The following is a 25,196-nucleotide window of genomic DNA, read 5'->3' on the forward strand; positions in this document are numbered from 1 at the left end:
AACCGGAACATCGGTTCGAGTCGTCCACGCTGGCAACACCAGCCACGACCGGTCGCACCTGACGAATGGCGTCACCTTCGGAGCGTACGAGGACGAACGGGCCGTCGCGACCGGGGGCGGGCGACAGGGAGGGGAAGCCCGTGGACCACACGGAGACGAGTACCGGGCAGAGCACCGCCGAACCGGAGGACGCGGGCGGCGAGGCCACCCGCACGAGAAGGGCGAGACGGCTCCGCCGCACGCGCCGGACCGTCCTCGCCGTGCTCGTGGTCCTGATCCTGCCGCTCCTCACCGCGGAGGCGGCCCTGCGCGTCAACTACCTGGGCGATCCCGCCGACGGCACCTACACCAGGAACCGCGACGCGATGTGGCTCGGCCACGCCTGGGTCGACGGCCGCAAGGACGACGCGGACCTCGCCGCGCTCGCCCGCCGCCTGAAGAGCACCGGCATCCGGGACCTGTACGTCCACACCGGACCGATGGAGCACGACGGCACCCTGCCCGAGGCGCGCTACCCGAGGGCCGCCTGGCTGATCGACGCCGTGCACCGGGAGCTGCCCGGCGTCCGCGTCCAGGCCTTCCTCGGTGACGTCCTCGCCACCGAGGGACCCGACGGCATGCGCCTGGCCGAGGCCGCCACCCGCGCCGCCGTCGTCGGCTCCGCCCGCCAGGTCCTGGACGCCGGGTACGACGGGGTCCACCTCGACCTGGAGCCACTGCACTCGGGGGACCGGGACTACCTCTCCCTCCTGGACGACGTCCGCGCCGTCACCCGGGCCCGGGACGCGCGGCTCTCCGTCGCCGCCCACCAGATCGATCCGCTCCCCGCCCTGCACACCGTCTTCGGCGTCTTCACCGAGCACCCCAAGTGGTGGTCGCAGGAGTTCTTCGGCCAGGTCGCCCGCCGCGTCGACCAGATCGCCGTGATGAGCTACGACACCGCCCAGCCGCTGGAGGGCACCTACGGCGGCTACGTCGCCCAGCAGACCTCGCTGGCCCTGGAGGTCACCCCGCCCACGACCCACCTGCTGATCGGCCTGCCCTTCTACCACGAGAGCAACTTCGACCACTGGGGTCACGCGGAGACGGTCGCCGCCGCCGTCCGGGGCGCCCGCCTCGGCCTGTCCCGGACGGACGCCGACCGCGAGCTCTTCGGCGTCGCCCCGTACATCGACTTCGCCGCGACGGAGACGAACTGGCAGGAGTACCGCGAGGGGTGGGTCCGCTAGGTCCGGCGCCTGATCTTCGCCCCCAGCCAGACGAGCGGGTCGTACTTGCGGTCCACGGCCCGCTCCTTCAACGGGATCAGCGCGTTGTCCGTGATCCTGATGCCCTCGGGGCAGACCTCCGTGCAGCACTTGGTGATGTTGCAGTAACCGAGGCCGTGCTCGTCCTGGGCCGTCCGCCCGCGGTCCAGGCCGGTGTCGTCGGCGGCGTCCAGCGGGTGCATGTCCAGCTCGGCGACGCGCATGAGGAAGCGCGGGCCCGCGAAGGCCGGCTTGTTCTCCTCGTGGTCGCGGACGACATGGCAGGTGTCCTGGCACAGGAAGCACTCGATGCACTTGCGGAACTCCTGCGAGCGGTCCACGTCCTCCTGCATCATCCGGTACTCGCCCGGCCCGAGGTCCGCGGGCGGGACGAAGGACGGGACCTCGCGGGCCTTGGTGTAGTTGAAGCCGACGTCCGTGACCAGGTCGCGGACGACGGGGAAGGCGCGCAGGGGCGTGACGGTGATCGTCTCCTCGCGGGTGAAGACGGACATGCGGGTCATGCAGAGCAGCCGCGGACGCCCGTTGATCTCCGCCGAGCAGGAACCGCACTTGCCCGCCTTGCAGTTCCAGCGCACGGCGAGGTCGGGGGCCTGGGTGGCCTGGAGGCGGTGGATGATGTCGAGGACCACCTCGCCGTCGTTCACCTCGACCCGGAAGTCCTCCAGTCCGCCGCCCTCGACGTCACCGCGCCACACCTTGAAGCGGGCCTCGTAGCCGCTCATTCGGACAGCTCCTCCTCGGCGAGGTACTTCACCAGCTCCTCCTTCTCGAAGAGGGCGAGCAGGTCGGGCCGGATCGGTTCGGTGGTCTGCCGTTCCAGACTGATCTGGCCGCGCTCCGGGTCCGTCGCCGCCAGACCGCCCGTCGGGTCGGCCGGCGCGCACAGCAGGTTGACCGGGCGCCACCTGGCGTCCATCGCGGGGTGGTCCTCCCGGGTGTGCCCGCCGCGCGACTCGGTGCGTTCCAGCGCGGCCCGCGCCACGCACTCGCTGACCAGCAGCATGTTGCGCAGGTCCAGGGCGAGGTGCCAGCCGGGATTGAACTGCCGGTGCCCCTCCACGCCGGCCCGGCGGGCCCGCACCCGCAGCTCGGCGAGCTTCTCCAGGGCCTGTTTCATCTCCGGCTCGCGGCGGATGATGCCGACCAGGTCGTTCATCGTCTGCTGGAGCTCCTGGTGGAGGGTGTACGGGTTCTCCGGCGGGCCGTCGCCCGGCTCACCCGTCTCGGCGGAGAACGGCCGCAGCGCCTCCGCGGCCGCTGCGTCGACCTGCCCGTCGTCCACCCGGGGCCGCGCCCCCTCCTCCCGCCCCGCCGCGTACTCGGCCGCGTGCCAGCCCGCCCGGCGCCCGAACACCAGCAGGTCGGAGAGGGAGTTGCCGCCGAGCCGGTTGGAGCCGTGCATGCCGCCGGCCACCTCACCGGCCGCGAACAGCCCCGGCACCCCGCGCGCGGCGGCCGTGTCGGAGTCGACGGCGATGCCGCCCATCACGTAGTGGCAGGTGGGGCCGACCTCCATCGCCTCGGCGGTGATGTCGACGTCGGCGAGCTCCTTGAACTGGTGGTACATGGAGGGCAGCCGGCGCCGGATCACCTCGGCCGGCATCCGGGTCGAGACGTCGAGGAAGACACCTCCGTGCGGGGAGCCCCGGCCCTCCTTCACCTCGGCGTTGATGGCCCGCGCGACCTCGTCGCGGGGGAGGAGTTCGGGCGGGCGCCGGTGGTGGTCCGGGTCGTCGTACCAGCGGTCGGCCTCCTCCTCCGTCACGGCGTACTTGTCCTTGAAGACGTCGGGGACGTAGTCGAACATGAACCGCTTGCCGTCCGAGTTCCTCAGCACCCCGCCGTCGCCGCGCACCGACTCGGTGACGAGGATGCCCTTGACGGACGGCGGCCAGACCATGCCCGTCGGGTGGAACTGCACGAACTCCATGTTCAGCAGGGGCGCCCCGGCCAGCAGCGCCAGGGCGTGACCGTCCCCGGTGTACTCCCACGAGTTCGACGTCACCTTGAAGGACTTGCCGATGCCGCCCGTGGCGAGCACCACCGAGGGCGCCTCCAGCACGAAGAAGCGGCCGGTCTCCCGCGCGTAGCCGAAGACACCGGAGACCTGGCCGCCGTCCTTGAGGACGCGGGTGACCGTGCACTCCTGGAAGACCTTGAGGCGGGACTCGTAGTCGCCGGTCTCGCGGTGGTCCTCCTGCTGGAGCGAGACGATCTTCTGCTGGAGGGTGCGGATCAGCTCCAGGCCGGTACGGTCGCCGACGTGGGCGAGGCGCGGGTACTCGTGGCCGCCGAAGTTGCGCTGCGAGATCCGGCCGTCCCGCGTGCGGTCGAACAGGGCGCCCCAGGTCTCCAGCTCCCACACCCGCTGCGGGGCCTCCTGGGCGTGCAGTTCGGCCATCCGCCACTGGTTGAGGAACTTGCCGCCGCGCAGGGTGTCGCGGAAGTGCACCTGCCAGTTGTCCCCGGCGTTGGCGTTGCCCATCGCCGCGGCGATGCCGCCCTCGGCCATCACCGTGTGCGCCTTGCCGAACAGGGACTTGCAGATCACGGCCGTACGGGCGCCCCGTTCGCGGGCCTCGATGGCGGCGCGCAGTCCCGCGCCGCCCGCCCCCACCACGACGACGTCCCACTCCTGCCGGTCGACCACGGACATCAGAACAACCTCGGATCGTCGAAGGCACCGGACGCGACGAGATACACGTAGAAGTCGGCGAGCGCCACGCTCACCAGCGACGCCCAGGCCAGCAGCATGTGGCGGGCGTTGAGCCGCCCGACCAGCCGCCAGGCGCGGTAGCGCACGGGGTGCCGGGAGAAGTGCTTGAGCTTTCCGCCGACGATGTGCCGGCAGGAGTGGCAGGAGAGGGTGTAGGCCCAGATCAGCACGATGTTGACGAGGAACACCAGGGTGCCCACGCCCATGTGGCCCCACGCGTAGTGCTCGTCGCGGAAGGCGAGCACCGTGTCGTAGGTGAGGATGCCCGCGACCGCGAGCGCCGCGTAGAAGAAGTACCGGTGGACGTTCTGCAGGATCAGCGGGAAGCGGGTCTCGCCGGTGTACTTCTTGTGCGGCTCGGCCACCGCGCAGGCCGGCGGGGACGCCCAGAAGCCCCGGTAGTAGGCCTTGCGGTAGTAGTAGCAGGTCAGGCGGAAGCCGAGCGGGAAGACCAGGATGAGGATCGCGGGGGAGAGGCCCCACCAGCTGCCGAAGATCTCCCAGTTGGGCCCGGAGCGCATCGGCTCGCAGTTCTCCGCCAGGCAGGGGGAGTAGAAGGGCGAGACGTACGGGGCCGCGTAGTAGTCCGTGCCCGCGAAGGCCCGCCAGGTCGAGTAGACGACGAAGGCCAGCAGTCCGGCGGCGGTGGCGGCCGGCGCCAGCCACCAGCGGTCGGTGCGCAGGTGCGGGGCGCGGATGGCGGCGCGCGTCGGGGTGTGGACGCCACCGCCCCGGGGATGCGGGTCGGTGTCGGGGGGTTCCGTACCAGTGGCCACGGGGCGACTCCGGTCGGTCGGGTCGGGTTCAGGGGGCGCGGCGGTCGCGGGCGCCGAGGCCCTCGTCGTCCGAGTCCGTCCACAGCGAACCGTCGTACGGCGTGTCGGGGATCGGGACGAGGTCCGGTCGCCTCGGCGCGTCGGGTGCGGCCGCCGCCGCGCGCAGCAGGGCGACGCTCTCGCGCAGGTGGTCGGCGTCGGTACGGACGCGGCGGACCTCGAGGCCGCCGGCGCCCAGCAGCTGTTCCAGCCGGGTCACCGAACGGGACAGGTCGTCGAGGCTGCGCTGTATGGATGACAGGTCGTCGTGCACGGACATGACGTGACCTCGCTTCCGCCCGACACTCGGCACGGGCCGGCCCTGGGTGGTGACGTTCACGCGCCTGAGAGTGTCGCGCGTCACACCGGCCGATGGGAAGGGACGTGCCGGGATTGGCCGGGGCGCGTCGGTGCGTCGGGGGTGGCGTTGCGCCGCACGGGTGGGCTTGCGCACCGTCGCCGCCGTGTCTCCCGGCGTCGCCGAACCGTTTCCTCTTCAGTGGCCGCATCCCCGTCCGGATACAAATGATCAACTCCAAATACCGCATATCGCGCCTGTAACGCATATGCCGTCTGGGCGATCACCGCGCCCGCGGCCTTCCGGAGGTAGCAGAGATGTCTCACGTCGGCGTCGGTCCGCGCGCGGTCACGCGCTCGGTCGCCTTCCTCACCGCGAGCGTGCTCGCGGTCCCCGCGCTGGCCGGCTGCAGCTCCGAGGACCCGTCGGGCAAGCCGCTCGCCGAACAGGACGTCGCCTCCGCGGCCCGCGCCCGGATCGCCGACGGCGGCACCCTGCGCTGGGCCGTGGACTCCGTGCCGGACACCCTCAACACCTTCCAGTCGGACGCCGACGCCACCACGGCCCGCGTCGCGCAGGCCGTGCTGCCCTCGATGTACCGGATGGACGAGACCGGCCGCCCGGTGCGCAACCCCGAGTACCTGGAGTCGGCGAAGGTCGTCGGGACCGAGCCCAAGCAGGTCGTCGTGTACAAGCTCAACCAGCAGGCCGTGTGGAGCGACGGCAGGGAGATCGGCGCCGCCGACTTCGTCGCCCAGTGGCGCGCGCTGTCCGGCAAGGACAGCGCCTACTGGACCGCCCGCAACGCCGGCTACGACCGCATCGAGAAGATTGAGCGCGGCGCCGGCGACCTGGAGGTCAAGGTCACCTTCAGCAGGCCCTACGCCGACTGGAAGTCGCTGTTCACGCCGCTGTACCCGAAGGACGTCATGGGCACCCCGGACGCCTTCAACGACGGCGCGCGTCGCAAGCTCAAGGTCACCGCGGGCCCCTTCGCCCTCAAGAAGGTCGACACCCAGGCCGACGAGGTCGTCCTCACCGGCAATCCGCGCTGGTGGGGGGAGCCGGCCAAGCTGGACGAGATCGTGCTGCGCGCCGTACCGCGCGACGAGCGGGTCTCCGAGCTGGTCGCCGGGAAGCTCGACCTGGCCGAGGTCGACCCGGACACCGCCGACCAGGTCGGCCTGGCCGCCGCCCCCGGGGACGCCGCCACCGGCACCCCCCTCATGGGCCCGGACGGCACGCCGGCCGCGGGCTCGGACGCGTCGCCGCACGCGGGGCCGCAGGGCAGGTCCGCCGCGGCCGCCCTGCGCTCGTGGGCGGTCGCCAACGGCTCCGACGAGGAGGCCGCCGAGGAGGAGGTCCTCGCCCGCGAGAAACGGCGCACGGCCCAGGCGAAGCGGGAGCGCCGGCGGCAGGCCCTGAGCGGCTTCGAGATCCGCAAGTCGCTGGAGCCCGCCTACACGCAGCTCGCCCTCAACGGCGCCGACGGCCCCCTCGCCGACGAACGCGTCCGCCGGGCCGTCGCCCGCGCCCTGGACCGCGGTGCGCTCGCCAAGGCGGTGCTGAAGCCGCTGGGCCTGCCCGCCGAGCCGGTCGGCAGCCACCTCGCCCTGTCCGGCCAGGCCGCCTACGCCGACGGCAGCGGCGCCCTCGGCGAGCAGAACGCCAAGGAGGCCCGGGCGCTCCTCGCGGACGCCGGATGGGAGCCCGGCGGGCCGGTGAAGGAGAGCGAGGCCGGCGAGAAGGCGGCCGGCGCCGAGAAGTCCGGGACCGGTGGTGACGGCGACGGCGACGGCGGCAAGAAGGGCGGCGGCGGGGGCGGCGAGACGTCCGACGGCGGCGACGACGGGACCTACATCGTCGGCGAGGACGGCAGGAACGGCGACGGCGGGAACGGCGACGGCGGGAACGGCGACGGCGGGAACGGCGACGGCGGTACCGACGACGGCGGGAACGACCAGGAGAGCGGCGAGAAGCACAGCAGCGGCAAGAACACCGCCCAGGGAGGCGCCCCCGGCGCCTACGCGCCCAAGGGCACCGCCGCCCCGGCCGGCTCCGCGGTGGCGCCGCTCGCCAAGGACGGCAAGGCGCTCACCCTGCGCTTCGTGCTGCCCTCCGGCCCCGGTTCCGAGGCGCTGCGCACCGTCGCCGACCGCATCTCGGACATGCTGGAGAAGATCGGCATCGGCGTCGAGATCACCAAGGTCCCGGACGAGAACTACTTCAAGGACCACGTCGCCTCCGGCGAGTACGACCTGGCGCTCTACTCCTGGCCTGCCTCGGCCTATCCCGCCACCGACGCCCGCCCCGTCTACGCCAAGCCCGTCCCGGCCGCCGACGGTTCGCTGAACGTCGCGCAGAACTACACCCGGGTCGGCACCGACCAGGTCGACCAGCTCTTCGACCAGGCCATGGCCACGCTGGACGAGAAGGAGGCCCGCGGCCTGCTCCGCAAGGCCGACTCCCGGATCTGGGCGGCGGCCGGCTCCATCCCCCTGTACCAGCGCCCCCAGCTGGTGGCGGCCCGCAAGAACCTCGCCAACGCGGGCGCCTTCGGCTTCGAGACCCCCGTCCACGAGGACATGGGTTTCCTGAAGAAGGGGACCGGTGGCGCCGAGGCCTCGGTGAGCCCGTCGTCGTGACCTGGCGCCCCGGGCCGGTGCGCCCCCGCCCCGGCAAGCCGCAGCCCTCGGGGCCCCGTACCATGGGGTGAGGCCGTGGCATGTACCGCCCGGCAGGCCCGCGTGACACGGACGTACGCAAGGGCCGTCCTCACATCTCCGGGAGTACGCCTCAATATGGCCACGCGCCACGACATCCGCAACGTCGCCATCGTCGCCCACGTCGACCACGGCAAGACCACCATCGTCGACGGAATGCTCAAGCAGGCCGGTGCCTTCGCCGCGCACCAGCTCGACTCCGTCGACGACCGCATGATGGACTCGAACGACCTGGAGCGTGAGAAGGGCATCACGATCCTGGCCAAGAACACGGCGGTGAAGTACCACCCGAAGGATGGCGGCGACGTCATCACCATCAACATCATCGACACCCCCGGCCACGCCGACTTCGGTGGCGAGGTCGAGCGCGGTCTGTCGATGGTCGACGGCGTCGTCCTGCTCGTGGACGCCTCCGAGGGCCCGCTGCCGCAGACCCGCTTCGTGCTGCGCAAGGCGCTCCAGCAGCGGCTGCCGATCATCCTGTGCATCAACAAGACGGACCGTCCGGACTCCCGGATCGACGAGGTCGTCAACGAGACCTACGACCTCTTCCTCGACCTGGACGCCGACGAGGAGCAGATCGAGTTCCCGATCGTCTACGCCTGCGGCCGGGACGGCGTCGCCTCCCTCACCAAGCCCGAGGACGGCACGGTCCCGTCGGACTCCACCAGCCTGGAGCCGTTCTTCTCGACGATCCTGGACTACATCCCCGCCCCGACCTACGACGAGGACGCCCCGCTCCAGGCGCACGTGACCAACCTGGACGCCGACAACTTCCTCGGCCGTATCGCCCTGCTGCGCGTCCACCAGGGCGAGCTGAAGAAGGGCCAGACGGTCGCCTGGATGAAGCGCGACGGGACCGTCAGCAACGTGCGCATCTCCGAGCTGATGATGACCGAGGCGCTCACCCGCAAGCCCGCCGAGAAGGCCGGCCCCGGTGACATCTGCGCGGTCGCCGGTATCCCGGACATCATGATCGGCGAGACGCTGGCCGACCAGGAGAACCCGGTCCCGCTGCCGCTGATCACGGTGGACGAGCCCGCGATCTCCATGACCATCGGCACCAACACCTCGCCGCTGGTCGGCCGCGGCGCCACCGGCAAGGGCGCGGACAACAAGGCGGTCGTCAAGGACCGCAAGGTCACCGCCCGCCAGGTCAAGGACCGCCTCGACCGCGAGCTCATCGGCAACGTCTCGCTCCGCGTCCTGGACACCGAGCGCCCCGACGCCTGGGAGGTGCAGGGCCGCGGTGAGCTGGCGCTGGCCATCCTGGTCGAGCAGATGCGCCGCGAGGGCTTCGAGCTGACCATCGGCAAGCCGCAGGTCGTCACCCGCGAGATCGACGGCAAGGTCCACGAGCCGGTCGAGCGCATGACGATCGACGTGCCCGAGGAGCACATGGGCGCGGTCACGCAGCTCATGGGCGTGCGCAAGGGCCGGATGGACAACATGTCCAACCACGGCTCGGGCTGGGTCCGCATGGAGTTCGTCGTGCCGTCCCGCGGTCTGATCGGTTTCCGTACCGAGTTCCTGACCCAGACCCGCGGCACCGGTATCGCCCACTCCATCCACGAGGGCCACGAGCCCTGGTTCGGCACCCTCACGACCCGTAACAACGGCTCGCTGGTCGCCGACCGCTCCGGTGCCGTCACCGCGTTCGCGATGACGAACCTCCAGGAGCGCGGCGTGCTCTTCACGGAGCCCGGCACCGAGGTGTACGAGGGCATGATCGTCGGCGAGAACTCCCGCTCCGACGACATGGACGTCAACATCACCAAGGAGAAGAAGCTCACGAACATGCGGTCGTCCTCGGCCGACTCGTTCGAGGCGATCGTCCCGCCGCGCAAGCTCTCGCTGGAGCAGTCGCTGGAGTTCTGCCGCGACGACGAGTGCGTCGAGGTGACCCCGGAGGCCGTTCGCATCCGCAAGGTGAACCTGGACGCCCGCGAGCGCGCCCGCGCCGCGAGCCGCGCCAAGCACGGCTGATCCACCCGCCGCCGGGCGCACGTTCGGCACCGCGGAAAGCCCGGGCACCCCCATCACGGGGGTGCCCGGGCTTTTTTCAAGCGGTTTTCCGGGGCCGGGACGCTTCCCGGAGGCCCTCTGAGCGCTCTCCGGTGTCCGAAACACGGAGATCGACGCCCGATAGCCATGTAACACGTCCGTTTCGCGGCCTTCTCGTCCCGAACAGTTTGTCCAGATTTTGGAAGATCTACCTGTCAGCTGTGACTGAATTGAGATTTAAAGACGGTGGTCGGTCCTTCTGCTCATGGCAGATAGTTAGCCGCGTAGCGCTCGGGTCAATGGGTCACGTGCTGTGGGGACAGCACTCGACTCACGAGCACCAGGGGGTGTCTGAACTTCCGTCAGGGGTGTCGGAAGACAGACGTGTGCCCCCTCCTGTCGGTGAACACGTGGAGTCATGAGGAGGAGCCCCATGCGCGGTGTCACGCACACCAGGTGGGTCACTTGGTCCGTCGCCCCCAACTTCGCCCCGTCGGACGGCGATCGACTCTGAGAAGCGGGCCGGCCGCTGACGTCCGGGCTTCCGGCTACGCGCGTCCGGCTGCGGGTTTCCCTCGTTCCCCGGGATCCCCCGACGCTTCTTCATGATCCGTTCCGCGATCGCGCACATCCCGCGCCGGTCGTCGGTCCGGCACACCCACACCTGTGAAATGGGCGAACTGTGACAAGTCCAATCGACATCGAGGGCGGCGGAACGCCGGCCGCCGTCGGCGGCGCACCGGAGCCGACGGAGAAGAAGGCCGAGGCCGAGCGCCTCGAAGGCCGCTCTCCCGGGCAGTTGATGTGGCTGCGCTTCAAGCGCGACCGGACCGGTGTCATCTGCGCCTGGGTCGTGATCGGCTACTTCCTGATCGCCGCGCTGGCACCGGTGATCGCCAAGCTGTACGGAAAGAACCCGTACACCCTGTACGGCCAGGACCCCGAGTACATGACCGACAACCCCGTCCTGGACGACTTCGGGCTGCCGCTCGGCTACTTCGGCGGCGTGTCCGGGGACCACTGGTTCGGCGTCGAGCCGCAGTTCGGCCGCGACGTCTTCACCATGCTCCTGTACGGCATGCGCACCTCGCTGTTCATGGCGCTGGGCGTGACGACGCTGCTCATGCTGACCGGTGTCCTCATCGGCCTGGTCGGCGGCTACTTCGGCGGCCGGACCGACTACTTCCTCGGCCGGTTCACCGACTTCTTCCTCTCCTTCCCGCAACAGCTCTTCTTCATCGCCTTCATGCCGGTGGTGACCTCGTTCTTCGTGGACCCGCGGGACGAGACGCCCACGTACTTCCGGGCGCTGGCCATCCTGATCGTGCTGTGGCTGCTGGGCTGGATGGGCATGTCCCGTCTGGTGCGGTCGACCGTGCTGTCCCTGCGGGAGCGGGAGTTCGTCGAGGCGGCGAAGGTCGCCGGCGCCTCGCCCTGGCGGATCATCAGCAAGGAGATCCTGCCCAACGTGGTCTCCCCGATCCTGATCCAGTTCACGTACCTGCTCCCCAGCACCATTCTCAGCATCGCGTTCCTGTCCTTCGCCGGCGTCGGCTTCGTCGAGCCGACGCCCGACTGGGGACGGATGTTCGCCACCGGTGCCAAGGTCGCCGAACAGGACCCGGCGTTCATGTTCTTCCCGGGCGTGGCGCTGGTGATCTTCGTCCTGTGTTTCAACCTCCTCGGCGATTCCGTTCGGGACGCCCTCGACCCCAAGTCAGGACGGTAAGAGGGGTCCATTGGTGGGGGGACTGCCGCCCCTGCGCAGGCCGTCGGCCGCGTCAGGCAGTGCACAGCAGTGCTCAGTGGATAACAAACCCGACAGGCAGGTGCATCACCACATGAAGTCGTTCAACTCTCGCACCGCGCGCGCCGCGATGGTCGCGCTCGCTGCAGGCTCGCTGGTCCTCACCGGATGCTCGGAGAACAAGGGCGGGGACTCCGGCAAGGACTCCAAGAAGGACCAGCAGGAGGCCGAGGTCCAGTCCAAGGCGGTCACCTACGGCGACACCGCGGCCTCGACCGGCCCGGCCAAGGAGGTCCCCGGTGCCAAGCCCGGCGGCACCATCAACGTCTACGAGGAGGCGGGCCTGTCCCACCTCGACCCGGGCCAGATCTACGTCTCCGACGCGGGCCAGGTCAGCAACCTGATCTTCCGGGGTCTGACCAACTTCCAGGAGGACGGTAAGGGCAACGTCTCCGTCGTCGGCGACCTCGCCACCGACTCGGGCAAGTCCTCGGACGGCGGCAAGACCTGGACGTTCACGCTCAAGGACGGCGTCAAGGACCAGAACGGCAACCCGATCACGTCCGCCGACATCCGGCACACCGTCGAGCGCCAGTACGCCAAGTTCATCTTCGACGGCCCGACCTACCTCCAGACCTGGCTGAGCGGCGCCAAGTACCGTGACGCCCTGCCCGACGGCGGCTTCGGCGACAAGCACCTGCCGGACTCCGTCCTGGAGACGCCGGACGACAAGACGGTCGTCTTCCACTTCGACACCGCGCGCCCCGACCTGCCGCAGACGCTGGCCATGCCGGGTTACTCGGTCGTGCCGGAGGAGACCGACACCAAGGAGAAGTACGACAAGGCCCCCGTCTCCACCGGCCCGTACAAGATCGCCGAGTACAAGGTCGGCAAGTCCCTCAAGCTCGTGAAGAACGAGAACTGGGACCCGAAGACCGACGCCGTGCGCCACCAGTACGTGGACGGCTTCAACTTCGACTTCGGCGTCACCGAGTCGACGCAGACCAAGCGTCTGATCGCCGACCAGGGCGACGCCAAGAACGCCATCCAGCTCACCCGGGCCGTGGAGGCGACCCAGATCCAGGACGTCGTCAGCGACCCGGCCGTCAACAAGCGCACCATCAAGGGCTACCAGCCCTACGTCATGACGCTGACGTTCAACCTCGACCGGGTGAAGAACAAGCAGGTCCGCGACGCCATCACCCACGCGGTGAACTCCAAGTCGCTCATCGCGGGCGAGGGCGGCGCGTACGGCGGTGACGTCGCACCGAACCTGTTCGCTCCGACCCTCCCGGGCTACGAGGCGGACTACGACCCGTACGGCCGACTGAAGGCGCCGTCCGGCAACATCGAGAAGGCCAAGGAACTCCTCAAGGACGTCCCGGCCGCCGAGAAGAAGCTCGTCTTCGCCTACCGCAACAACGAGGCCGGCCAGAAGCACAAGGTGGCCATCGAGGACGCCCTGAGCAAGGTCGGCATCGAGGTGGTCTCCAAGGAGATCGACGCGGCCAGCTTCTACGAGCAGATCGGCAAGCTGAAGAACCCGTACGACATGTACATCACGGGTTGGGGCCAGGACTGGCCGTCCCCGGGCACGGTCGTCACGCCGGTCTACGACGGCGACCAGATCGCCGACGGCTCGCCGAACTACTCGCACATCAACGACCCCAAGGTCCAGGAACTGATCAAGAAGGCGCTCACCCAGGAGCCGACCGAGGCCGCGGCGACCTGGAAGGAAGTGCACCGCTACATCCTGGAAGAGGTCAACCCGGCCGCCCCGCTCTGGTACACGAAGCAGTTCCAGCTCTACGGTTCGAACGTCGGCGGCGCGCGCTACAGCACCGAGTCCAGCTACATCGACGTGAACGGCCTGTTCCTGAAGTCGTGACGCTCTACGGCTGACCGCGGGGGTGCGCACCAGGCGGAGCGCACCCCCAGGGTTCCGGTGAAACTGTCCGACCGCCTCCGCAGAGAGCAGCCCACCCGCCATGCTTCAGTTCATCATCCGGCGCACGGTCGGTGCCGCCGTCACCCTGTTCCTGATCGGTGCCGCGACGTTCTTCCTCTTCGTCGCCGGCCCGTCCGACTACGCCTCGCTCGCCTGCGGCAAGGACTGCTCGGCCGCACGGCTCGAGGAGATCCGCGAGGTGCTCGGCCTCAACGAGCCCATCGCCCAGCAGTTCTGGGAATTCATGTCCGGCATCGTCATGGGGCGTGACTTCCCCACCGGGCACTGCTCCGCACCATGCCTCGGGCAGTCCTTCTACTCGGGTGATCTCGTCTGGGACACCATCATGGACCGCTTCCCGCTCACGGTGTCGCTGACCATCGGTGCCGCGCTCGTCTTCCTCGTCGTGGGCCTGGGCACGGGCATGATCGCCGCCTTCCGGCGCGGATCGAACGTGGACAAGGTGGCCACCGGCGCCTCCATGGTGCTCAGCTCCTTCCAGATCTACTTCCTCGGCCCGATCGCCCTGGCGGTCTTCGTCTACAGCACGGGCTGGATGGAGGACCCCAAGTACGTCCCCTTCACCGACGACCCGGTCGGCTGGCTCGTCGGCCTGTCCATCCCGATGGTCGTGATGGCCACGATCTTCACCGCCCAGTACACCCGTATGTCGCGCTCCTCGCTGATCGAGCAGTTGGCGGAGGACCATGTGCGCACCGCCCGCGCCAAGGGCATGTCGCAGAAGTACGTCTTCTTCCGCTACGCCTGGCGCGGCTCGCTGATCCCGATCGTCACCATCCTGGGCATCGACCTCTCCAGCCTGCTCGGCGGCGCCGTCGTCACCGAGCTGACCTTCTCGCTCCAGGGCATCGGCCGGCTCGCGGTGGACGGCGCGGTCAACAAGGACCTGCCGCTGACCATGGGCGTCATGCTGGTCGGGGCCTTCATGATCCTGATCCTGAACATCCTCGTCGACATCGCGTACGCCTGGATCGACCCACGCGTCCGGCTTTCCTAGGAAGAGGACCCCGTGACCACACTGACCAAGACCGAGGACGCGCCGCCCCCCACCGGGCCGGAGGGCTTCCTGTCGGTCCGGGACCTGAGCGTGCGGTTCGCCACGGAGGACGGTGTCGTCAAGGCGGTCGACGGGCTCTCCTTCGACGTGCAGCGGGGCCGGACCCTGGGCATCGTCGGCGAGTCCGGCTCGGGCAAGTCCGTGACCAACCTGACGATCCTGGGCCTGCACAACCCGCGGACCACCACCGTCGACGGCGAGATCGTCTTCGACGGCAAGGAACTCGTCACCGCCACCGAGCGGGAGCTGGAGCGGTTGCGCGGCAACCGGATCGCCATGATCTTCCAGGACCCGCTGACGGCGATGTCCCCGTACTACACCGTGGGCCGGCAGATCGCCGAGCCGTTCCGCAAGCACACCGGTTGCTCCAAGCAGGAGGCGTGGAACCGGGCGGTGGAGATGCTCGGCAAGGTCGGCATCCCCAACCCGGCCCAGCGCGCCAAGGACTACCCGCACCAGTTCTCCGGTGGTATGCGCCAGCGCGCGATGATCGCCATGGCGCTGGTCTGCGACCCCGACCTGCTGATCGCCGACGAGCCGACGACCGCGCTGGACGTGACGGTGCAGGCGCAGATCCTGGACCTGCTCAAGGACCTCCAGCAGGAGTTCGGCTCGGCGATCGTCTTCATCACCCACGACCTCGGTGTCATCGCCGACATCGCCGACGACATCATGGTGATGTACGCGGGCAGCGCGATCGAGCGGGGGAGCACCGAGGAGGTGCTCAGGGCGCCCCGGCACCCGTACACCTGGGGCCTGCTGAACTCGATGCCCCGACTGGACTCCGACCTCAGCGCCGCGCTCGAGCCGATCCCCGGCACGCCGCCGTCGCTGCTCGGCCCGCCCTCCGGTTGCCGCTTCCACCCCCGCTGCACGTTCCAGGACCGGGTCGGCGGCAACCGCTGCGTGACCGAACGACCGCTGCTGGGCGAGGACCGGTCGTCCGCGTGCCACCTGACGGCGGAGCAGAAGCGGACCATCTTCATCGAAGAGATCAAGCCCCGACTGGGCTAGGGCCCGACCGGCCCACGGGCCGTGACGCCCGCAAGGAGGAGCTGCCCGCCGCATGAAAGAGGAATCATGAAAGAAGACCTCGTCCTCCCCGCCCCGCGCGAGGCCGCGGCCGGCGGGCCGGGGGAGCCGCTGCTGGTGGCGGAGGGCCTGACCAAGCACTTCCCGGTCAAGGGCGGCTTCCCCATCCGGCGGACCGTGGGCCATGTCCAGGCCGTCGACGGCATCGACCTGACCGTGCACTCCGGCGAGAGCTTCGGCCTGGTCGGTGAGTCCGGCTGCGGCAAGTCGACCACGGGCCGGCTGATCACCCGCCTGATGGAGCCGACCGGCGGGCGGATCACGTACCGGGGCCAGGACATCTCCCACGCCAGTCGCAGGGGTCTCGCGCCGATCCGGTCCGAGATCCAGATGATCTTCCAGGACCCGTACTCCTCGCTGAACCCGCGGCAGACGGTCGGCAAGATCATCTCGGGTCCGATGGAGATCAACGGCATCGACCCGGCCGGCGGCCGGGAGAAGCGCGTCCGGGAGCTGCTGGAGACCGTCGGCCTCAACCCCGAGCACTACAACCGGTTCCCGCACGAGTTCTCCGGCGGCCAGCGCCAGCGCATCGGCGTCGCCCGCGCCCTGGCCCTGGAGCCGAAGCTGATCGTGGCCGACGAGCCGGTCTCCGCGCTCGACGTGTCCATCCAGGCCCAGGTGGTGAACCTGCTCCAGAAGGTGCAGAAGGAACTGGGCATCGCCTTCCTGTTCATCGCCCACGACCTGGCCGTCGTCCGGCACTTCTCCCAGCGCGTCGCCGTCATGTACCTGGGCAAGGTGATCGAGGTCGGGGACCGGGACTCCATCTACACCCGGCCGCGGCACCCCTACACCCACGCCCTGTTGTCCGCCGTGCCCGAGGTGAACCTCGCGGACGGCGAGACCGGCCGGCGCGAGCGCATCCGCCTGGCCGGCGACGTGCCGTCCCCGATCAACCCGCCCTCGGGCTGCCGCTTCCGCACCCGGTGCTGGAAGGCCCAGGACAAGTGCGCGAGCGAGGTGCCGCCGCTGGTGCGCATCGAGGGCAACCGCGAGGGTCACCTGACGGCCTGCCACTTCCCGGAGGAGCCGACGATCGCGGCCCGCGAGGAGGACATCGTCCTGGACCCGGCGCTGGCCGCGCTGGAGGAGGCGGACAAGGACCGGTCCGCCTGACCCGCCGGTGCCCGTGAACGGACCGAGGGCCCGCGCCTGGGGAGGCGCGGGCCCTCGGTTTCCCTGGAGCGGACGTTCCGGGCTCGGGTCAATGGGCCGAGGAGGTCCGTTCCGCGGGCGGTGCCGACAGAAAAGGGGTGTTGTCAGGCGGCCGCCCGGGGGCTCTTGGTGAGACGGGGCGAGGGTACGTCATCCGTCTCCGGGTAGTGGCACGCGGTCAGGTGTCCGGGCTTGTTGCCCTCCACCTGCACCAGCGGCGGCACCTCGGACGCGCACTTCTCCGTCGCCTTCCAGCACCGGGTGCGGAAGCGGCAGCCCGAGGGCGGGTTGATCGGGGACGGCACGTCACCCACGAGCCGGATGCGCTCGCGGGGCGTGTCGTCCACGGTGGCCTCGGGTACGGCGGACAGCAGGGCGCGCGTGTAGGGGTGCCGCGGGTTGTCGTACAGGTCGTCGCGGTCGGCTATCTCCATGATCTTACCGAGGTACATGACCGCGACGCGCTGGGAGAAGTGCCGCACGATGGCCAGGTCGTGGGCGATGAACACGAACGCGATGCCCAGTTCCTTCTGCACCTTCTGGAGCAGGTTCACCACCTGGGCCTGGATGGACACGTCGAGCGCGGAGACCGGCTCGTCGGCCACGATCAGCTTCGGTTCCAGGGCCAGGGCGCGGGCGACGCCGATGCGCTGGCGCTGGCCGCCGGAGAACTCGTGCGGGAACCGGTTGTAGTGCTCGGGGTTGAGACCGACGGTCTCCAGCAGCTCCCGGACGCGCTTCTCCCGACCGCCGGCCGGGTCGATGCCGTTGATCTCCATCGGACCCGAGATGATCTTGCCGACCGTCTGCCGCGGGTTGAGGGACGCGTACGGGTCCTGGAAGATCATCTGGATCTCGGACCGGATCGGCGCGAGTGCCCGGCGCCCGGCGTGCGTGATGTCCTGGCCCCGGTAGGTGACCTTGCCGCCCGTGGGCTCCATCAGGCGGGTGATCAGCCGGCCGGTCGTCGACTTGCCGCAGCCGGACTCACCGACCAGGCCGAGGCTCTCGCCCTCGCGCACCGTGAAGTCCAGGCCGTCCACCGCCCGGACCGCACCGACGGTCCGCGGGATCGGGAAGCCGCCCTTGATCGGGAAGTGCTTGGTCAGACCGCTGACGTCCAGGAGCGTTTCCGCGTTGCTCATGATGGTGAAGTCCTGTCTCTTGTACGTCAGTTGTGCCGGGTACCGGCGAAGTCGGCGAACAGCTCCTGGCGCTGTTCCGGGGGCAGGTGGCAGGCGGACCCCCGGCCCTTCTCCACCTGGAGCAGGGGCTGCTCCGAGGAGCACAGCCCGCCGGGGACCTTCTCGACGAAGGCGCAGCGCGGGTGGAACCGGCAGCCGGTGGGCGGGTTCAGCAGCGAGGGCGGCGAACCGGGGATCGGCTCCAGCGGCACGTCGACCGGACCGTCGAGGCTCGGCATGGAGCTCATCAGGCCCAGCGTGTACGGGTGCTGCGGGTCGCGCAGCACCTCGTGCTTGGTACCGCGCTCCACGCACCGGCCGCCGTACATCACCAGCACGTCGTCCGCGATGTCCGCGATGACACCGAGGTCGTGGGTGATGAAGATGATGGCCGTGCCGAACTCCTGCTGGAGGTCCTTGAGCAGGTCCATGATCTGCGCCTGGACCGTCACGTCCAGGGCCGTGGTCGGCTCGTCCGCGATGAGCAGCTCGGGGTCGCAGACCAGCGCCATGGCGATCATCGCGCGCTGGCGCATACCGCCGGAGAACTGGTGCGGGTAGTCGTCGACCCGGACCTCCGGCTGCGGGATGCCCACCCGGCGCAGCATCTCGATCGCCCGCTCCCGGGCCTCCTTCTTGGAGGCGCCGGTGTGCTTGCGGTAGGTCTCGCTGATCTGCTTGCCGATGGTGTGGTACGGCGACAGCGAGGCCAGCGCGTCCTGGAAGATCATCGCCATCTTGTTGCCGCGCAGCCGCTCCAGCTCGCGCTCGGTGGCGGTGAGCAGGTCCTTGCCGTCGAGGACGATCTCGCCGTCGATCGCGGTGCGGTCCCGGTCGTGCAGGCCCAGGATCGTCAGGTTGGTGACCGACTTGCCGGAGCCCGACTCGCCGACGATGCCGAGCGTCTTGCCCTTGGCGAGGTCGAAGGAGAGCCCGTCGACGGCCTTGACGATGCCGTCCTCGGTGGAGAAGTGGACCTTCAGGTCCCTGACGGAGAGGAAGGGCTGCTGTTCGGTGCTCGTCACGGGGACGCTCCAGGAGGTGATGCGGGGGGTAGCCGGGTGGGGCGGTGGGAGGGGCGACTACGGCGGCGGAGGTCAGGCGAGCCGGATCCGCGGGTCGATGAGGGCGTAGACCGCGTCGACGATGATGTTGAAGAACACGATCGCGCCGGCCGCGAGCACGGTGACACCGAGCTGCATGGGCAGGTCGCTCTGGTTCACGGCCTGCACCGCGAGCCGCCCGATGCCCGGGAGGGAGAACACCGACTCGGTGATGATGGCGCCGCCGATCAGAGTGCCCAGGTCGATGCCGAAGAGGGTGACGATCGGGCCCATCGCGCCGCGCCAGGCGAACCGGAAGAAGACGTTGGCCCGGGACAGGCCCTTGGCGCGGGCGGTGCGGACGTAGTCCTCGCTGAGCTGCTCCACCATCTGGGAGCGCGTCATACGGGTGTAGTTGGCGGTGAAGATGATCGACAGCACCAGCCAGGGCAGCAGCAGACCGGAGAGCCAGGCGGCCGGGTTCTCGGAGAACGGCGTCCACGAGGGCTGGCTGAAGATGCCGAGCTCCGAGACCAGGAAGAACATGGCGACGTAGCCGACGAAGTAGATCTGGAGCGAGGAGCCGAGCAGCGACACCGAACTGGCGAACTTGTCCAGGAACTTGCCCTGCTTGAGCGCGGCGAGCATGCCCGCGCCGACACCGATGATCAGGAAGAAGAACGCCGCGCCGAAGGCGAGTGAGAGGGTCATCGGCAGGCGGTCCATGATCGTGCCGAACACGGGCTCGTTGTTGGCGAACGAGTAACCGAGGCAGGGCGCGTCGCAGTAGCCGTACCCGCCGTAGTCGCGTCCGGAGAACACGCCCACGAGCCAGTGCCAGAACTGCATGACGATCGACTCGTCGATGCCCATGTTCTGCCGGATCTTCTCCAGGGCCTCCGGCGTGCAGTTCTTTCCGCAGGACATCATCGCGGGGTCACGCGGGATCGCGTAGAAGAGCCAGAAGGTGACGGCACTGATGATCAGCAGGATGACCATCGCACCGATGACTCGGCGGACTAGGAAGCGGAGCATGGGGCGTGACTTTCCGGACGGGGCGCCGTCGCCGGGGGCGTGGAGGGGGGTGGGCCCCAAGGGGCGGTCGCGTGGATGGTGACCGCCCCTCGGGGTTCGTTCGCGCTTACTTCTTGGCGTAGAGCTTGCAGAGCGCGATGCAGTTGTTGCCGCCGTCGTAGACGACGTTGCCGACCTTGGATCCGTACATCCAGTTGCGGATCTTGTGGTAGTCCGGGACGACCGGCGCGAGTTCCATGATCTGGCGGTCGATGGCGCCCCAGGCCTTGTTGGCCTCGTCCGGGTCGGTGATCTTCGCGGCGGCGTCGATCGCCTTGTTCACACCGGTGTCGTTCAGCTGGGCGTAGTTGTTGCGGCCGTCGCCGATGTTCTCGCCGTGCCAGCAGGGGTAGAAGACCGAGTAGCCGTTCGGCCAGTCGGGGCTCCAGCCGGCGCCGAACAGGTCGTACTCGTTGTCGATCTTGCCGATCTGGGTGTAGAAGGTCGACTTGTCGACCTGCTTGTTCACGACCTCGAAGCCGGCCGCCTCCAGGGCGTTCTTGACCGCGACGGCGACCTTCACCTGCGTGTCCGACTGCTGGTAGGCGATGACGAGCTTCTGGCCGAGCTTGCCGGCCTCCTTCAGCAGCGCCTTGGCCTTGGCCGGGTCGCCGCCGGGCTTCTTCGTCGTGCCGTAGAGGTCGAACTTCTGGTAGCCGGGGGTGACCGGGCTGAGGATGGTGGTGGCGATCTCGGTGCTGTAGGCACCGCCGCTGATGGTCTGGAGCTGCTGGTGCGGCCACGCCCAGTTGATCGCCTGGCGGACCTTGAGGTCCGTGATGCGGGTGGTGTTGATCGGCCAGTAGTAGGTGACCGTGTCGACCCGGGTGAGGACCCGCTTCTTGTACTCGGCGTTGGTGAGCACCTGCGCGATGCGCTCGGGGGCGATCTCATTGAAGATCGACATCGTGTACTGGTCGTTGCCCTTGTCCGCGATGTAGCGGTCGGTCGAGGCGACCAGCTCGAAGCCGAACTGGAAGTGGTAGCCGTCCGGGTAGGCGTTGCGGATCGGGTCCGTCTTCGGGTCCCAGTGCTCGTTGCGCACGAAGGTCATGGACTTGCCGACGCTACGGCTCTTGATCTTGTACGGGCCGCAGGAGACCGGCTTCTTGTCGTACTTCTCCTTGGTGTCGAGCTTCTTGGGCACCAGGGAGTAACCACGCATGGCGACCGTGAAGTTGAAGTCGCTGCGCGCCTCGTTGAGGCGGAAGGTGATGGTGTTGCCGTCGATCTCGATGGAGTCGAGGTGCTTGCCCTCGTAGGGGCCCTTGTACTTGTCGCCGCCCTCGAGCCAGCTCTGGACGAAGATCGGCCCCTCGGTGATGAACGGGGCGAAGATGCGCTCGAAGGTGTGGCGGACGTCCTCGACGGTGACGTCCGAGCCGTCCTCCCACTTCAGGCCGTCCTTCAGGGTGAAGGACCAGGTCCGGCCGCCGTCCTTCATGGTGCCGGCGTCCGTGGCGGCGTCGCCGACCAGGGTGGTGACGCCCTTGTCGTCGATCTTGTAGCCGGTCAGACCGCGCATGATCGGCACGGTGATGGCGGCCTCGGTCGAGACGTAGATCTGCGCCGGGTCCATGTGGTCCATGTCGAACTGGTCCAGCGAGTAGATCGTCCCGCCCTTGACCGCGCCCTTGACCTCGGGCGCCGGGCCGGCCGAGTCGGCCTTGGAGCCGACCGCGATCTCGATGGTCTCGCTGCCGCTGACCTTGGGGCCGTCGTGCTTCGCGGAGGAGCCACCGTCCCCGCCGCATGCGGTCAGCACCGTGGACGAAGCCGCGACCACACCGGTGGCTATGAGGAAGTTTCTACGGGAGAAAGACATGAGGCACCTGCCAGAGGAGGACGAACGGGACGGGACGGCCGGCCGGACGGCGTTGAACGAGCCGGGGCGGAACGGAGGGGTCAGCGCTTGGACTTCGGGTCGAGCGCGTCGCGCACCGAGTCGCCGAGGAGGTTGAAGGCGAGGACGAAGAGCACCATCGACACGCCCGGGAAGAGCATGAAGGTGAGGTCCTCGGTGTAGAACTGGGCGCCGCGCTGGATCATGACGCCCCAGTCCGGGGTCGGGTCGATGATGCCGACGCCGAGGAAGGCCAGCCCCGCCTCGGCGGTGACGAACGCCGGGAGCATGAGGGTGGACTGGATGATGATCGGCGTCCACAGGTTGGGCAGCAGTTCCTTGAAGACGATCCGGAACGGGGACGCGCCCGTGACCTTGGCCGCCTCGACGAACTCCCGCTCGCGCAGGCCGAGGACCTGGCCGCGCAGCAACCGGGCGAGGGACGCCCAGCCGAAGGCCGACAGCACGAGGATCAGCGAGACGGCGCGCAGTGAGGTCGGGATGTTCTCGTCGCTCGCGACGAACAGGCCGTAGACCACCGGCATGAAGGCGATGAAGAAGAGCGTGGACGGGAACGAGAGCAGGATGTCGATGACCCGGCTGACGAAGTAGTCGGTCTTGCCGCCGAGGTAGCCCGCTGTGATGCCCACGACCACGCCGACGATCGCGGTGAGCAGGGTGGCGGCCACCGCGATGCCCAGCGACGTGCGGATGCCGTAGAGCAGGAACGTGAACACGTCCCGGCCGAGCTGCGGCTCGATGCCGAACCAGAACTCACCGCTCATCCCGCCGTTGGGACCGGCCGGGTAGGAGAAGGGGTCCAGCAGTTCGGGGCGCTCACTGGCGTAGGTCGTGTACGGGTTCTTGCCGTAGAGCTTGGCTATGAGTGGAGCCGCGAGCGCGATCACGAAGAAGAAGATCACGATGCACGCGGATATGACGCCCGTCTTGTCGCGCTTGAAGCGGGTCCAGGCCAGGCGCCCGGGGGAACGGCTCTCGCTGCCCCGCGGGGAGGGCGTCGGCGACGTGACGACGCTGTCGTCGGTCACCTCGAGCGGGGCAGCCGCTGATGGAGTTGGGGGGGTCATGGTGCTCCTGGCCCAAGGGAGGGTCTGATGACTCCGCAGGGCGTCCCCCTACGGGCTACGCCGGACTTTTTCAACGCAATTCGTTCAAGGTCAATAAAATCTGGAGCGGCTTGGCTTTCTCTTTACCTTCTTTACCCTTTCTTGGGTGAACCGTAGCTACGCGTGTAGTGTGCCGTGATCGATCCGTGCCCTACATCGGGCCAACTGGACTAATCAGGCAAGGCGTTCGTTATGCGGACGCGAGATCGTCGAAATGTGTACACCGAGCGTTCTGAATCCAACGGTTCGGCATCGGATGGTGAAGATCCGTTGCGCTCCATGTTCAAGATCCTTTGCGGCGGGTTATAGCACTCCGCCCCGACGCACCGTCAGGCGGGGGCGGTGTGATGTTGGGTTCCTCCAAAGGGAGGTATGCGTGTGCGGTGTGCACCTTTTGCCCTGATGCTGGCCGGTAATGGACCAGAGGGCACGAGGAGGCACTCCATGCGCGGAGCGACGCACGCCAGATGGGCCGCATGCGCTGCGGCGGCAGCTCTCGCGGCGACGGCCTGCGGAGGCGGGGGCGGGAGTGGCGGGGACACCGGCGCGGTGCTCAGCTCCTCCTGGGGTGACCCGCAGAACCCGCTGGAGCCCGCCAACACCAACGAGGTGCAGGGCGGCAAGGTCCTCGACATGATCTTCCGGGGCCTGAAGAAGTACGACCCGAAGACCGGCGAGGCGCAGGACATGCTCGCCGAGAAGATCGAGACCTCCGACTCGCAGAACTTCACCGTCACCGTCAAGGACGGCTGGACCTTCAGCAACGGCGAGAAGGTCACCGCCCAGTCCTTCGTGGACGCCTGGAACTACGGCGCCAGCCTGAAGAACAACCAGCGCAACGCCTACTTCTTCAGCTACATCGACGGCTACGACAAGGCCCACCCCGAGGACGGGGGCGAGCAGAGCGCCGACACCCTGTCCGGGCTCAAGGTCACCGGGCCCCGCACCTTCACCGTCAGGCTCAGCCAGAAGTTCTCGACGTTCCCCGACACCCTCGGCTACCCGGCCTTCGCGCCGCTGCCCAGGGCGTTCTTCGACGACCACGACGCCTGGGTGAAGAAGCCGGTCGGCAACGGCCCGTACCAGGTCGACAACTACACCCGCGGCTCCCAGATGTCCCTGCGGAAGTGGGAGGAGTACCCGGGCGACGACAAGGCGCAGAACGGCGGCGTCGACCTGAAGGTCTACACCGACAACAACACGGCCTACACCGACCTGATGGCCGGCAACCTCGACCTGGTCGACGACGTCCCCGCCGCCCAGCTCAAGAACGTGAAGAACGACCTCGGCGACCGGTACATCAACACCCCGGCCGGCATCATCCAGACCCTCGCCTTCCCGTTCTACGACGAGGCCTGGAACAAGCCGGGCTCCGAGAAGGTCCGCAAGGGCCTCTCCATGGCGATCGACCGCAAGCAGATCACCGACACGATCTTCCAGCAGACCCGCACCCCGGCCACCGACTGGACCTCGCCCGTGCTCGGCGAGGACGGCGGTTTCAAGGAGGGCCTGTGCGGCGAGGCCTGCGAGTACAACCCCGACGAGGCCAAGAAGCTGGTCAAGGACGGCGGCGGACTGCCCGGCGGCCAGGTGAAGATCACCTACAACGCGGACACCGGCTCCCACGGACAGTGGGTCGACGCGGTCTGCAACTCCATCAACAACGCCCTGGACAACGACCGCGCCTGCGTCGGGAACCCCGTCGGCACCTTCGCCGACTTCCGCAACCAGATCACGGACCGCAAGATGAGCGGCCCCTTCCGGGCCGGCTGGCAGATGGACTACCCCCTCATCCAGAACTTCCTCCAGCCGCTGTACTACACCAACGCCTCCTCCAACGACGGCAAGTGGTCGAACGAGGAGTTCGACGACCTCGTCGACCGGGCCAACGCGGAGCCCGACACCGCCAAGGCCGTCGGCCTCTTCCAGCAGGCCGAGGAGGTCCTGCGGGACGAGATGGGGGCCATCCCGCTCTGGTACCAGAACGGCAGCGCCGGCTACTCCGACCGGCTGTCCGACGTGGAGCTCAACCCGTTCAGCGTCCCGGTCTACAACGAGATCAAGGTCGGCTGAGG

At 68.8% G+C, this 25,196-nt stretch carries 18 protein-coding genes; 9 read left to right on the top strand and 9 right to left on the bottom strand.

Annotated features, from left to right (window positions below):
- The first annotated feature begins 65 nt into the window (after positions 1 to 65).
- Positions 66 to 1,229: a glycoside hydrolase family 18 protein gene (locus tag SAM23877_RS23175; RefSeq protein ID WP_425314765.1), complete on the top strand. Its 1,164-nt coding sequence runs from the start codon at positions 66 to 68 to the stop codon at positions 1,227 to 1,229.
- Here the strand turns inward: SAM23877_RS23175 and SAM23877_RS23180 are convergent.
- Genes SAM23877_RS23180 through SAM23877_RS23195 form a run of 4 tightly spaced genes read right to left on the bottom strand, consistent with a single transcriptional unit; the run spans position 1,226 to position 5,082 of the window.
- Positions 1,226 to 1,993, bottom strand: coding sequence for a succinate dehydrogenase/fumarate reductase iron-sulfur subunit (locus SAM23877_RS23180; RefSeq protein ID WP_053136568.1), 768 nt, complete (start codon positions 1,991 to 1,993; stop codon positions 1,226 to 1,228). The two genes, SAM23877_RS23175 and SAM23877_RS23180, sit on opposite strands and share 4 nt — an antisense overlap.
- On the bottom strand, positions 1,990 to 3,927 hold the full coding sequence (locus SAM23877_RS23185) for a fumarate reductase/succinate dehydrogenase flavoprotein subunit (protein ID WP_053136571.1): 1,938 nt from the start codon (positions 3,925 to 3,927) through the stop codon (positions 1,990 to 1,992). The genes SAM23877_RS23180 and SAM23877_RS23185 overlap by 4 nt, the downstream gene beginning before the upstream one ends.
- The gene (locus SAM23877_RS23190; RefSeq protein ID WP_053136575.1) at positions 3,927 to 4,763 is read right to left on the bottom strand and encodes a hypothetical protein; all 837 of its coding nucleotides are present in this window, start codon (positions 4,761 to 4,763) and stop codon (positions 3,927 to 3,929) included. Before SAM23877_RS23190 ends, SAM23877_RS23185 begins: the two co-directional genes overlap by 1 nt.
- Positions 4,764 to 4,791: 28 nt before the next feature.
- The gene (locus tag SAM23877_RS23195) at positions 4,792 to 5,082 is read right to left on the bottom strand and encodes a hypothetical protein (protein WP_053136578.1); all 291 of its coding nucleotides are present in this window, start codon (positions 5,080 to 5,082) and stop codon (positions 4,792 to 4,794) included.
- Between the two features lie 335 nt (positions 5,083 to 5,417).
- Between SAM23877_RS23195 and SAM23877_RS23200 the strand changes: the two genes are divergently transcribed.
- From SAM23877_RS23200 to SAM23877_RS23230, 7 genes are all read left to right on the top strand, one after another.
- Positions 5,418 to 7,745 (top strand): ABC transporter family substrate-binding protein, encoded by a 2,328-nt coding sequence (locus SAM23877_RS23200; RefSeq protein ID WP_053136581.1) that lies wholly within the window; start codon positions 5,418 to 5,420, stop codon positions 7,743 to 7,745.
- 156 nt (positions 7,746 to 7,901) lie between these two features.
- Positions 7,902 to 9,809, top strand: a complete 1,908-nt coding sequence (gene typA / locus SAM23877_RS23205) for a translational GTPase TypA (RefSeq protein WP_053136584.1) — start codon at positions 7,902 to 7,904, stop codon at positions 9,807 to 9,809.
- Between the two features lie 700 nt (positions 9,810 to 10,509).
- A complete protein-coding gene (locus SAM23877_RS23210; protein ID WP_053136587.1) occupies positions 10,510 to 11,556 on the top strand; it encodes an ABC transporter permease in 1,047 nt (348 codons plus the stop codon).
- A gap of 112 nt (positions 11,557 to 11,668) precedes the next feature.
- Positions 11,669 to 13,462, top strand: coding sequence for an ABC transporter substrate-binding protein (locus SAM23877_RS23215; protein ID WP_174532247.1), 1,794 nt, complete (start codon positions 11,669 to 11,671; stop codon positions 13,460 to 13,462).
- 100 nt (positions 13,463 to 13,562) lie between these two features.
- A complete protein-coding gene (locus SAM23877_RS23220; protein WP_053136590.1) occupies positions 13,563 to 14,540 on the top strand; it encodes an ABC transporter permease in 978 nt (325 codons plus the stop codon).
- Between the two features lie 12 nt (positions 14,541 to 14,552).
- Positions 14,553 to 15,614 carry an ABC transporter ATP-binding protein gene (locus tag SAM23877_RS23225; RefSeq protein ID WP_053136594.1) on the top strand — a complete coding sequence of 354 codons (1,062 nt, stop codon included), beginning with the start codon at positions 14,553 to 14,555 and terminating at the stop codon, positions 15,612 to 15,614.
- Between the two features lie 66 nt (positions 15,615 to 15,680).
- Positions 15,681 to 16,811, top strand: a complete 1,131-nt coding sequence (locus SAM23877_RS23230) for an ABC transporter ATP-binding protein (protein WP_053136597.1) — start codon at positions 15,681 to 15,683, stop codon at positions 16,809 to 16,811.
- A gap of 143 nt (positions 16,812 to 16,954) precedes the next feature.
- On the opposite strand, the gene SAM23877_RS23235 is transcribed toward SAM23877_RS23230, so the two are convergent.
- From SAM23877_RS23235 to SAM23877_RS23255, 5 genes are all read right to left on the bottom strand, one after another.
- On the bottom strand, positions 16,955 to 17,995 hold the full coding sequence (locus SAM23877_RS23235; RefSeq protein ID WP_053136600.1) for an ABC transporter ATP-binding protein: 1,041 nt from the start codon (positions 17,993 to 17,995) through the stop codon (positions 16,955 to 16,957).
- Positions 17,996 to 18,021: 26 nt separating this feature from the next.
- Positions 18,022 to 19,059 carry an ABC transporter ATP-binding protein gene (locus SAM23877_RS23240; protein ID WP_053136604.1) on the bottom strand — a complete coding sequence of 346 codons (1,038 nt, stop codon included), beginning with the start codon at positions 19,057 to 19,059 and terminating at the stop codon, positions 18,022 to 18,024.
- Positions 19,060 to 19,131: 72 nt separating this feature from the next.
- Positions 19,132 to 20,112: an ABC transporter permease gene (locus SAM23877_RS23245; RefSeq protein WP_053136607.1), complete on the bottom strand. Its 981-nt coding sequence runs from the start codon at positions 20,110 to 20,112 to the stop codon at positions 19,132 to 19,134.
- A gap of 106 nt (positions 20,113 to 20,218) precedes the next feature.
- Positions 20,219 to 21,976 (bottom strand): ABC transporter substrate-binding protein, encoded by a 1,758-nt coding sequence (locus SAM23877_RS23250; protein ID WP_053136609.1) that lies wholly within the window; start codon positions 21,974 to 21,976, stop codon positions 20,219 to 20,221.
- A gap of 80 nt (positions 21,977 to 22,056) precedes the next feature.
- Entirely contained in the window at positions 22,057 to 23,082 is a 1,026-nt protein-coding gene (locus tag SAM23877_RS23255) for an ABC transporter permease (protein WP_174532248.1), read from the bottom strand.
- Between the two features lie 483 nt (positions 23,083 to 23,565).
- On the opposite strand from SAM23877_RS23255, the gene SAM23877_RS23260 reads away from it, so the two are divergent.
- A complete protein-coding gene (locus SAM23877_RS23260; protein ID WP_053136615.1) occupies positions 23,566 to 25,194 on the top strand; it encodes a peptide ABC transporter substrate-binding protein in 1,629 nt (542 codons plus the stop codon).
- Positions 25,195 to 25,196: the final 2 nt, after the last annotated feature.

The organism is Streptomyces ambofaciens ATCC 23877 (assembly GCF_001267885.1).
Classification (GTDB): domain Bacteria; phylum Actinomycetota; class Actinomycetes; order Streptomycetales; family Streptomycetaceae; genus Streptomyces; species Streptomyces ambofaciens.

What these genes read in the sequence shown, in the direction of transcription:
- SAM23877_RS23175 (WP_425314765.1), top strand. Translation starts at nt 66, where the DNA reads ATGGCGTCACCTTCGGAGCGTACGAGGACGAACGGGCCGTCGCGACCG.
- SAM23877_RS23180 (WP_053136568.1), bottom strand. Translation starts at nt 1,993, where the DNA reads ATGAGCGGCTACGAGGCCCGCTTCAAGGTGTGGCGCGGTGACGTCGAG.
- SAM23877_RS23185 (WP_053136571.1), bottom strand. Translation starts at nt 3,927, where the DNA reads ATGTCCGTGGTCGACCGGCAGGAGTGGGACGTCGTCGTGGTGGGGGCG.
- SAM23877_RS23195 (WP_053136578.1), bottom strand. Translation starts at nt 5,082, where the DNA reads ATGTCCGTGCACGACGACCTGTCATCCATACAGCGCAGCCTCGACGAC.
- SAM23877_RS23200 (WP_053136581.1), top strand. Translation starts at nt 5,418, where the DNA reads ATGTCTCACGTCGGCGTCGGTCCGCGCGCGGTCACGCGCTCGGTCGCC.
- typA (WP_053136584.1), top strand. Translation starts at nt 7,902, where the DNA reads ATGGCCACGCGCCACGACATCCGCAACGTCGCCATCGTCGCCCACGTC.
- SAM23877_RS23215 (WP_174532247.1), top strand. Translation starts at nt 11,669, where the DNA reads ATGAAGTCGTTCAACTCTCGCACCGCGCGCGCCGCGATGGTCGCGCTC.
- SAM23877_RS23220 (WP_053136590.1), top strand. Translation starts at nt 13,563, where the DNA reads ATGCTTCAGTTCATCATCCGGCGCACGGTCGGTGCCGCCGTCACCCTG.
- SAM23877_RS23230 (WP_053136597.1), top strand. Translation starts at nt 15,681, where the DNA reads ATGAAAGAAGACCTCGTCCTCCCCGCCCCGCGCGAGGCCGCGGCCGGC.
- SAM23877_RS23235 (WP_053136600.1), bottom strand. Translation starts at nt 17,995, where the DNA reads ATGAGCAACGCGGAAACGCTCCTGGACGTCAGCGGTCTGACCAAGCAC.
- SAM23877_RS23245 (WP_053136607.1), bottom strand. Translation starts at nt 20,112, where the DNA reads ATGCTCCGCTTCCTAGTCCGCCGAGTCATCGGTGCGATGGTCATCCTG.
- SAM23877_RS23250 (WP_053136609.1), bottom strand. Translation starts at nt 21,976, where the DNA reads ATGTCTTTCTCCCGTAGAAACTTCCTCATAGCCACCGGTGTGGTCGCG.
- SAM23877_RS23255 (WP_174532248.1), bottom strand. Translation starts at nt 23,082, where the DNA reads ATGACCCCCCCAACTCCATCAGCGGCTGCCCCGCTCGAGGTGACCGAC.
- SAM23877_RS23260 (WP_053136615.1), top strand. Translation starts at nt 23,566, where the DNA reads ATGCGCGGAGCGACGCACGCCAGATGGGCCGCATGCGCTGCGGCGGCA.